The sequence below is a fragment of the Dactylosporangium sp. NPDC050688 genome (assembly GCF_040654515.1).
Classification (GTDB): domain Bacteria; phylum Actinomycetota; class Actinomycetes; order Mycobacteriales; family Micromonosporaceae; genus Dactylosporangium.
In genome coordinates this window covers 101925-111803 of sequence record NZ_JBFAIC010000034.1, presented here as the reverse complement: position 1 = coordinate 111803, position 9879 = coordinate 101925, and the positions used below count along the sequence as shown (strand labels likewise).

Here is a 9879-nt window from a genome sequence, read left to right as displayed (position 1 = left end):
CAGCACCCCGCGCACGTCGAACCGGTACCCCCGGTGCATGTTCGCCGTGCGGCCCACCTCGACACCGTTGAGCGTCACCGTCGCCACCGTGTCCAAACCCTCCGCGACCAGGTCAACCCGGTCACCGGCCACGTCCGCGTCGAACGTCGTCTCGTACACCCACGCCGTCCGGCCGATCCACGACAACGCCACCTCGTTGTCATCCAGGTACGGGTCAGGGATGACCCCCGCCGCGAGCAGATCGGTGTGCACGCAGCCCGGCACCTGCGCGGGATACACCCCGTCGGCGGCGCCGGGCGGCGCGTCCAGCGCGCGCACGGTCCACTCGGCATGCAGGGGACGCAGGACAGGCATGAGCACTCCCGTGAGGATCGTTGCGGAAAAGGTGGTCAGCGGTTCGTCAGCGACCGCTGGTACTCGTGCTCGGCGAGCCCGAGGGCGCCGAGCACGCCGGAGAACGTGCCGAGGTCGGGCGGCACGATGTACTCGTCCATGCGGGCCGTGGCGGGCACCGCGTCGAGGGCCTTGCCCAGGCGGGCCGCGGTCGCCTCGCGGACGGCGTCGAGCAGGCCGGGGATGTTGAGCACGCCGCCGCCGACGACGATGCGGTGCGGCATCAGCAGGTAGATGATCGACGTCATGAGCTGGGCGAGGTAGTGCGCCTCGATCGCCACCGTCTGCGCGAGCAGGGGGCCGAGATCGCGGGCGGGGCGCCCGGCGCGGCGCTCGATCGCGGGGCCGCTGGCGAGGCCCTCGACGCAGTCGCCGTGAAACGGGCAGGTGCCGGCGAAGTCGTCGGCCGGGTGCCGGCGCACGTGCAGGTGCCCCATCTCCGGGTGCAGCAGGCCGTGCAGAGGCCGGCCGTCGACGATGGCGCCGCCGCCGATCCCGGTGCCGACGGTGACGTAGACGACGGTGCCCCGGCCGCGGCCGGCGCCCCACCGGTGCTCGCCGTACGCGGCGCCGTTGACGTCGGTGTCCAGCGCGATCGGCACCCCGAGCCCGCGCCGCAGCGCGCCCACCAGGTCGGTGCCGCCCCAGCCGGGTTTCGGCGTGGTGGTGATGCGGCCCTCCCGCAGGTCCAGCGGGCCGAACGAGGCGACGCCGAGCGCGGCGATGTCGTGGCCGGCGGCCCGTTGCGCGAGGAAGTAGCCGATGATCCGTTCGAGGGTCTCCCCCGGCTCGGTCGTCGGGATGGTGGTGCGGTCCAGGACCCCGTCGGGGCCGACGCCGACCGCGCACACGACCTTCGTGCCGCCGGCCTCGACACCGCCGAACACGACGCTCACGCCGTCACCTCCGCTGCGCTCCGGCGCCGCCGTGAGCCAAGACTGAGCCTATGGTTCGCGGCTCCTCCGCTGCGCTCCGGACCGCTCACGCCGTCACCTCCGCTGCGCTCCGGCGCCGCCGTGAGCCAAGACTGAGCCCATGGTTCGCGGCCCGAGCCGCTGCGCTGGCCGCTCACTTGCCGGCCCCCGCGGTGAACCCGTTGTAGATGAAGCGTTGCAGCGCGAGGAACGCGATCAGCGTCGGGATGATGACGAGGATGACCCCGGCGGAGATGACCTCCCACTGCGCGCCGAACGGCCCCTTGAACCGGTACAGCGAGGTGGAGATGACACCGAGCTCCTGCGACGGCATGTACAGGAACGGGATGTAGAACTCGTTGTACATCGCGATGCCCTTGATGATGACGACGGTCGCGATCGCCGGCTTCAGCAGCGGCAGGATGATCTTCCAGTAGATGCCGAACGGGCTGGCGCCCTCCATCGCGGCGGCCTCGTCGAGCTCGCGCGGTACGCCGCGCAGGAACTGCTGGAAGATGTAGATGGAGATGATGTCGGTGCCAAGGAACAGCACGATCGCGGACCACCGGCTGTCGTACAGGTCGAGCGCGTCGACGACCTTGAACGTGGCGACCTGGGTGGTGACCCCGGGCACGAGCGTGGCGAGCAGGAACAGCGCCACGACCGGCCCGCGGAGGCGGAACCGGAACCGGTCGATCGCGTAGGCGGCCATCGACCCGATGAGCACGGTGCCGGCGAGCGACGCGGCCATGATGATCGACGTGTTGACGAAGCCGCGGAGCATGTGCCCCTTGGTGAACGCCGTGACGTAGTTGTCGAAGTTGAGCCAGTCGCCGGGCGGGTCGAACGGCCCGGTGGTGAGGTATTCGTTGTTGGTCTTCAGCGAGGCCATCACCAGCACGACGGGCGGCAGCAGCACCACCAGCGACGCGCCGGCGAGTGAGGCGTACTTGAGGATGCGTGCGATCACGACAGATCCACCTTCTCGTCCGGGGCGATGCGCCGCTGCAGCCACGTGACCAGCAGGATGATCAGCAGCAGGACGACCGCCATCGCCGAGGCGAGGCCGAGCTTGTAGTACTTGAAGGCCATGTTGACGGTCTGGATGACGAACGTCTCGCTGTCGTTGGCGCCGCCGGTCATGATGAACGGGATCTCGAAGACCGACAGCGAGCCGGAGATCGCGAGGATGAACGACAGCCCGACGATCGGCCGGATGCCCGGCAGGATGATGTGCAGGAACTGGTCCCACCGGTTCGCACCGTCGAGCTCGGCGGCCTCGTACAGGTGCGCGGGGATCGACTGGATCGCGCCGAGGAACAGCACGAAGTTGAGCCCCAGGTAGCGCCAGACCGAGGTGCCGGCGAGGGAGTAGTTGACGACCTCGGGGTCGCCGAGCCACTGCTGGGACGCGCCGCCGAGTCCGACCGCGGACATCGCCGAGTCCAGGGTGCCGCCGGGCTGGAAGAAGAACAGGAAGATCATGCCGATGGCGACGCCGTTGATGAGGTACGGGAAGAACAGCACGCCCTTGAACAGGTTCCGGAAGCGGGTGTTGAAGCTCAGGATCGTGGCGAAGTACAGGGCGAGCACGATCTGCACGACCGACGCGCCGATGTAGTACAGGCTGACCTTCAGCACCCCGAACAGCTCCGGCCGGGTGGCGATCTCGACGTAGTTGTCGAACCCGACGAACTCCCGGCTGGGGCTGAGCCCGTCCCAGGACGTGACGCTGTAGCCGAACATGTTCACCACCGGGATGTAGGTGAACACGATCAGGAACGTCAGCGGCGCGACGAGGAACAGGTACGGCGTCAGCGTGCGGGCCATGCCACCCGCGCGGCCGCGGGACGGGCGTGCCGACCGGCCCGGCGGGGCCTGCCGGGGGTCGGACGCGAGTTTCATGCCAAGGGCCATCGGGCTCACCTTCGGGCTGGGACGGTCCGGGACTGCGGCGGCCCGGGGGCGTGCGGACGGCGGGGTGGCCCATCCGCACGCCGGTGCTACGGGATCGGCACTGCGGGATCGGTGCGGCCTACTTGAGCTTGGCGCGGGTGTCGGCCCACTTCTTGTTCAGGTCGGCGAAGATCTGTTCCTTCGTCTCCTTCTTCGCGCCGCGGGCCGCGTCGACGATCCGCTGGCGGTACTTGCCGTCGAACAGCGCGATCTCGGCCGTGTTGCCGATCTTGTCGGCGAGCCCCTCCTCGCCCTTCGGTGCCGGGTTCAGCTCGATGAACTCCGTCTTCACCGCCTGCAGGTCGGCGAGGGACGCCGGCAGCTGCGCGCTGATGACCGGCGACAGGCCACCCTGGTCGATGGCGTAGTTCGACTCGTTGGCGAACCAGTCGATCCAGGCCCGCGCGGTCGCCTTGTTCTTGGAATTGACGTTGATGCCGTTCTTGTAGTCGCCGCCGACGACCGTGTGGAACTTGCCGTTGGCCTGGTTCGGGAACGGCCAGTAGCCGATGTCGTCCTTGCTGGCCGCGGCGGCCTGCATCTGCACCACCGACCACGAGCCGAGCATCATCGTGGCGATCTTGCCGGTGCCGAGCAGGCCCTTGGACTGCTCCCAGTTCGTCGTGGTCGGGTCCGGCTCGGTGTAGCCGTTCTTGACCACGTCGTAGAGCAGCGAGTCGATGATGTACTGCTCCTTGCCCGGGCTCCACGGCGCGTCGTCCTTGGCGAGCTTCGTCGCCGCCTCCGGGTCGCCGCTGACGGCGCCGCGCACGCCTTCCCACTGCCCGAGCGGCCAGCCGTCCTTGTAGTTCGTGTACAGCGGGATGACGCCGGTCTTGTCCTTGATGTCCTTCAGCGCCGACAGGAACTCCTCCGGCGTCTTCGGCGGCGTGGTGATGCCGGCCGCGGCCCAGACCTTCTTGTTGAACACGTAACCCTGGGCGTTGCCGGTGATGGCGAGGCCGTACACCTTGCCGCCGAACGTCTGCTCGGAGCGCACGAACCGGTACTTGTCCTTGAGCTCGTCCACGGTGCCGAGCGGCTCGAAGAACGACGGGAGCTGGTCGGCGGTGACGGAGTTGGGGATCGGCAGCACGTCGCCGTAGTTCTTCGTGTTCATCCGGACGCGCACCTCCCCCTCGTAGTCGGTGATCGCCTCGAACTTGACGTTCGTGCCGGGGTACTTGGCCTCGAACTTCTTCTTGTAGTCGGGCAGCACGGTGTCGACCAGGTCGGTGCGCTGGGTCAGGACCGTGATGTCACCGGCGATCTTGCCGTCGTTGCTGCCGCCGCCGTCGCCGCAGGCGGCCAGGGCGAGGGACGTGGCGGCGAGCAAGGCGATCAGGTGCCGTTGCTTATGCACGGGTACCACCTTTCCGATGTGGGGTGAGGTATCGGTATCGGTTGCGCTGCGTGGGTGCCGGGGTCAGAACGAACGCATGAGGTCGAGCAGGTGCACGTCGACGTCGAAGCCGTCGCGCCGCTCGAAGACCGCGCCCGGCCGGCGGTGGCCGACGACGCCGAACGGGCCTTCGAACTCCCACAGGGCGAAGCCCCAGCCGAACTGGCCGAACACGTCGAACAGGTCGGCGAACCAGGCGCGGGCAACCTCGTCGGGGGTGTGCTCGTAGCAGCCGAACTCGCCGACGTGCACGGGCACGCCGGACGCCTCCAGGTCGCGCCACGGCGCGTAGAACTCGCGCAGCCCGGCCGCGTCCCACCAGCGCCCGTCGTAGTCGACCGGGTACTTCGGCGGTGGCAGCCCGCGGTGCCCGGGCCACCAGGGCGCCCCGTAGTGCGACACGCTCATCGGCTGGTAGCCGCGCACGCTCTGGGTGAGGCCGAGGTCGGCGAGCTCCGGCACGGCGAGGTTGCCGCCGTCGAGGCCGTCGATGACCAGCGGCCGGTCCGGCGAGATCGCCCGCACGGCGCCGACCGCGTGGCGGATGACGGCCTCGTGCGCCTCGCGGGTGAAGCCGCGCAGGCCCAGCGCCGGCGGCTCGTTGACGAGGTCGAAGCTCAGGTCCCGCGGCGGCACGTCCGCGTACCGCTCGGCGAAGCGCTCCCAGGTCGCGACGAACGCGTCGCGGGCCGGCCGGTCCGTCCACAGGTTGTACGGCTCGGTCTCCCAGCCGGTGATGATGTACCCGGGCGCGCGGTGCAGGTTCAGTGAAAGATGCAGGCCGCGCTGCCGGCAGGCGTCGACGGTCTGGTCGATCAGCGCCAGCACCGACTCGTCCGCGCGGTACGGGTCGCCGCCGACGCTCCAGAGCCGGTAGTCGGTGGGCAGCCGGATGAAGTTGAACCCCCACGCCGCGACCGCGTCCAGGACGCGCTCGTCAGGCCCTGCCGCGCCGGCGTGGGCGTTGAACATCCACTGGACGTTGAACCCGTGGTGGGACATCGCGGAACCCTTCAGGCGGTGCGCCGTCGCCGGCAGCCCGGGCGCCGCACGGACGGGGGTGTGTCGTCGCGGCGGAGTGACTGAACCGGATAAGTTCCATCAACCTAGGCCCGCACCCCAAAGCTGTCAATCCCACGTTTCACAACGGTTTCCTCACGAGCAGCGCATGTGCCCACGGACGTGCGGTGGGCCCTCCCCGGCGCATCCCACGGTGCACTGAAGCGCATAAGGATCGGCACCACCGACCGGAGACGGTCGCGCGTCCGGCGCCATGGGGCGGCACCGGACGCGCGGCAGGGCTGCTGCGGATCAGTACTTGAACTGGCCGACGAGGCCGTGCAGGGTCGCGCTCATCGCGGCCAGCTCGGTGACGGACCGCTGCGTGTCGCCGATCGCGGCGGTGGTGTCGGACGCGGCGGCCGCGACCCCGGCGAGACTGTTGGCGATCTCCCGGGTGTTGCTGGAGGCGTCGGTGACGTTGCGGGCCATCTCCGACGTCGTGGCCGTCTGCTCCTCCACCGCGGAGGCGATGGTGGTCTGGTAGTCGTTGACCTGCTCGACGATCGCCGCCATCCGGCTGATCGCGTGGCTGGTCGCGTCGGCGTTGCGCTGGATGCGCTCGACCTGGCGACCGATGTCTTCGGTGGCCCGCGCCGTCTCCTGGGCGAGGTCCTTGACCTCGCTGGCGACCACGGCGAAGCCCTTGCCGGACTCGCCCGCCCTGGCCGCTTCGATGGTGGCGTTCAGGGCGAGCAGGTTGGTCTGTTCCGCGATCGCGGTGATGAGCTTGATGACGTCGCTGATCTGGGCGGAGGACTCACCGAGCTCGGTCACGGTGGCGGTGGCGGAGGTGGCGACCTGGACCGCCTCCGCGACGACCCGGCTCGCCTCGGAGGCGTTCGCGGCGATCTCGCGGATCGAGGCGCCCATCTCCTCGGCACCGGCGGCGACGGTGCTCAGCGCGCCGCTCATGGTCTCGGTGGCGGCGGAGACCCGGTCGGCCTGCCCCGAGGTCTGCTCGGCGGACCCGGAGATCTGCCGGGTGGCGGTCGACAGCTCCTCCGTGGCGGCCGCGAGGGTGTTGGCCTGTTCCCCGATCCGGCTGACGGTGCCGGACAGCTTGCCGACGAACCGGTTGAACGCCGCGCCGAGCGAGCCGAACTCGTCCCGGCGGGCCTCGTCGACCCGGCGGGTCAGGTCGCCCTCGCCGTCGGCGATCTCGCTGAGCCGGGTGGTGAGCGCGCCCAGCGGGCGCACGATGCTGCGGCTGATCACGAAGGCGAGGATCAGCACCAGAACCAACGCGACACCGGTGCCGGTGACGACGGCGGCCCGCGAGAAGTCCGCGGTGTCCTCCGTCGACGCGGCACGCGCGGCGAGCAGGCTCGACTCCGCTTCGCTCAGCGCGTCGAGGACCGACCGGATCTGGTCCATGACCGTCTTGCCCTGGTCGGTGAGCACCACCGCGCGCGCGGCGTCGAACCCCTGCTGCCGCCGCAGGTCGATGGTCTGCTGCAGCTCGGCGAACTTGGCCGTGACCAGCGGGCGCAGCTCGGCGATCCGCTGCTGCTGCGCGGCGTTGTCCCTGGTCAACGTCGCCACCTCCCGCAGCTTGGCCTCGATGGCCTGCGTCGCGTTCCGGTACGGCTCCAGGTACTGGTCCTCGCCGGTGATCAGGTAGCCGCGCTGGCCGGTCTCGGCGTCCTTCAGCGTGTCGCCGATCTCGTCGACGGCGGCCAGCACCTCATACGTGTGCTCGACCGCGCCGGCGTTGCGCTCCAGCGTCCCCGTGTTGCGGTACGCGAGCGTCCCCACGACGACGAGCACGACCAGCGGCACTGCGAATGCCGCCAGCAGCCTGGTGTTGACCCGATAAAGCCAGTCCACGGTGTTCTCCTGCCCGAACCGAACCACTCCCCGCAGGTGACGATTCGGGTGACGCGCGGACCACCTGAGGAAATCGCCGCGAATTGGCCTGAAGTGGCCGATCGCCGGGCGGAGCGACGACGACCGGCGGGCCCGGCCGCGGTTCGCGGGGGCCGCCGGTCGTCATCCACCGCTGGTCAGACGTTGACGCCGTAGTCCTTCGCGATGCCGGCCAGGCCCGAGGCGTAGCCCTGCCCGACGGCGCGGAACTTCCACTCCGCACCGTTGCGGTACAGCTCGCCGAAGACCAGCGCGGTCTCGGTCGAGTAGTCCTCGCTCAGGTCGTAGCGGGTCAGCTCGTTGTTGTCGGCGGCGTTGACCACCCGGATGAACGCGTTGGTGATCTGGCCGAAGGACTGCCCACGGGCGTCGGCGTCGTGGATGGACACCGGGAAGACGATCTTGTCGACCTCGGCGGCCATGCCGGCGAGGTTGACCTTGATCATCTCGTCGTCGCCCTCGCCCTCACCGGTCAGGTTGTCGCCGGTGTGCTCGACGGTGCCGTCGGGCGACTTGAGGTTGTTGAAGAACACGAAGTGCTGGTCGGTGATGACCTTGCCGTCGGCGCCGAGGAGCAGCGCGCTGGCGTCCAGGTCGAAGTCCGCGCCGGTGGTGGTGCGGACGTCCCAGCCGAGGCCGACGTTGACCGCGGTCAGGCCGGGCGCGGCCTTGGTCAGGCTGACATTACCGCCCTTGGTGAGGCTGACTCCCATTTATCCTCCAGGTGATGCGGGGCACGGGCACAGCCCGCTCTCAGTACGCATCATGCTCCGCTACCCTGGACGTCTGCTGGGAAGCCGCCGGGACTCGCCGTAACGGATCAGACCTCGTACGGCTGGACCACCACAAAATGCCCCTGCAACCCCATGAACTGCAGGGCCAGCCCCTCGGCGCTGCCGCCGCCGGTGTAGACCTGCCGGGAGAGCCTGACCTGCGTCGACACCGACACCCGCATCCCGGCTGTCCAGGCGACCACCGCGTTCATGTCGGCGAACGTCGGCCCCTGGCACGGCAGCGTCACCGGTGTGCCGCGCGTCATCACCACCACGGACCCCTGGCCGGACACCACGAGATGGAACAGCCCGCCGCCGGGGATGCCCGCGCTTTCGATGCGCTGGATCTCCGTCTGCAGCGTCGCGTCGAAGGCGAGCACGTTGTTGGCGTTGATGCACAGGGAACTGCCTTGCAGCTCGACGATGTGCAGGTCGGTGGCGTTCTCGGCGAGGAACACCTCACCCTGGCCCTTGCACGTCATGAGCTTCAGGCCCTGCCCGGTGACCGCGTTCTCGAACATGGCCCGCAGCCCGCCGGAGCCCTTGTAGATGAAGTCGACGTCACCCTGGTAGGCCACCATCGAGCCGCGCCGGGCGTGCACCTCGGGGCCCAGCGTCACCCGCACCATCTTGCCGCTCTGCATGCTCCAGCGCCCGGCGGGCGGCGCCTCCCGGTAACGCTGCAGGCTGCTCATGACGCCGGGCTGCACCCGCTCCGCCTGCGCGGGCAGCGTGTGCGGCTGTTGCTGTCCCGCCTGCCGCGCCGGTACGCCCAACGGCGGCCCGACCTGCTGTGCCGGCGGCGTGAAGCCCGGCTGCGGCGGCCCGACCGGCGGTCTTGACGGCGGCCCCGGTGGCGGTGCGAAGCTGGGTTGCGGCGGCTGCTCCGGCGGTGGTGCGAACGCCGGTGGTGCGGCCGCCGGCTCGTCGTCGACCGTGCCGCCGTAGGAGCGCACCAGCTCGGCCAGGCCACCGGCGAACCCCTGCCCGACCGCCCCCACCCGCCAGACACCCTTGCGGTACACGTCGCAGATGATCACGGCCCGCTCGGTGCCGAAGTCCGCGCCCGTGAAGCTGTACCGCATGACCTCCCGGCCACCGGCGACCAGCCGCACGTGCCCCGACCGCACCTTGCTCGCCGTGCCCGCCTCCTCGACCGCCGCGCAGAACGACAGCTTCGCGATCTTCTCCGGCACGGTGCCCAGCTTCACCCGGAACGCGTCCGTGTCCCCTGCCTGCGGCCCCGCCTTCCGGATCGCCCCCTCGGGAGACGCCGGCTGGTTGTAGAACACGAAGTACGCGTCGTCGGACAGCTTGTTCCCCGCGTCCAGCCCGAAGCACGAGATGTCCCAGGTCACCCCCGGTGAGTCCAGGAAGATCCCGACATACAGCTCGTCCGCCGCGGTGAGCGCCGAGAGCGGGCTCTTCTGCCCCCGGGCGAACGCCTGAGACACGGGCTCTCCTCACCTCGTCCGGCACTGCTCCATGACCAACATAGCCACGGCCCCGGCGG

General features: G+C 69.9%; 8 protein-coding genes and 1 pseudogene. All 9 read right to left on the bottom strand.

The features are described from left to right. Window positions 1–354, bottom strand: a pseudogene (locus AB0H83_RS28995) (glycoside hydrolase family 2 protein); the annotation flags it as partial. A gap of 35 nt (window positions 355–389) precedes the next feature. Next, entirely contained in the window at window positions 390–1289 is a 900-nt protein-coding gene (locus AB0H83_RS28990; RefSeq protein ID WP_360099903.1) for an ROK family protein, read from the bottom strand. Window positions 1290–1461: 172 nt separating this feature from the next. Beyond that, on the bottom strand, window positions 1462–2277 hold the full coding sequence (locus AB0H83_RS28985) for a carbohydrate ABC transporter permease (protein ID WP_360099901.1): 816 nt from the start codon (window positions 2275–2277) through the stop codon (window positions 1462–1464). Next, complete coding sequence (locus AB0H83_RS28980; RefSeq protein WP_360099899.1) at window positions 2274–3224, bottom strand: sugar ABC transporter permease; 951 nt, start codon at window positions 3222–3224, stop codon at window positions 2274–2276. Before AB0H83_RS28980 ends, AB0H83_RS28985 begins: the two co-directional genes overlap by 4 nt. Before the next feature lie 118 nt (window positions 3225–3342). After that, window positions 3343–4626, bottom strand: coding sequence for an ABC transporter substrate-binding protein (locus AB0H83_RS28975; protein WP_360099897.1), 1284 nt, complete (start codon window positions 4624–4626; stop codon window positions 3343–3345). Between the two features lie 63 nt (window positions 4627–4689). After that, a complete protein-coding gene (locus tag AB0H83_RS28970) occupies window positions 4690–5667 on the bottom strand; it encodes a cellulase family glycosylhydrolase (protein ID WP_360099895.1) in 978 nt (325 codons plus the stop codon). Window positions 5668–5976: 309 nt separating this feature from the next. Beyond that, window positions 5977–7554 (bottom strand): CHASE3 domain-containing protein, encoded by a 1578-nt coding sequence (locus AB0H83_RS28965; protein ID WP_360099893.1) that lies wholly within the window; start codon window positions 7552–7554, stop codon window positions 5977–5979. A gap of 176 nt (window positions 7555–7730) precedes the next feature. Beyond that, entirely contained in the window at window positions 7731–8306 is a 576-nt protein-coding gene (locus tag AB0H83_RS28960; protein ID WP_360099891.1) for a TerD family protein, read from the bottom strand. Window positions 8307–8413: 107 nt separating this feature from the next. Next, window positions 8414–9820, bottom strand: coding sequence for a TerD family protein (locus tag AB0H83_RS28955; RefSeq protein WP_360099889.1), 1407 nt, complete (start codon window positions 9818–9820; stop codon window positions 8414–8416). Between the last annotated feature and the right edge of the window lie 59 nt (window positions 9821–9879).

What these genes read in the sequence shown, in the direction of transcription:
- AB0H83_RS28980 (WP_360099899.1), bottom strand. Translation starts at nt 3,224, where the DNA reads ATGGCCCTTGGCATGAAACTCGCGTCCGACCCCCGGCAGGCCCCGCCG.
- AB0H83_RS28960 (WP_360099891.1), bottom strand. Translation starts at nt 8,306, where the DNA reads ATGGGAGTCAGCCTCACCAAGGGCGGTAATGTCAGCCTGACCAAGGCC.
- AB0H83_RS28970 (WP_360099895.1), bottom strand. Translation starts at nt 5,667, where the DNA reads ATGTCCCACCACGGGTTCAACGTCCAGTGGATGTTCAACGCCCACGCC.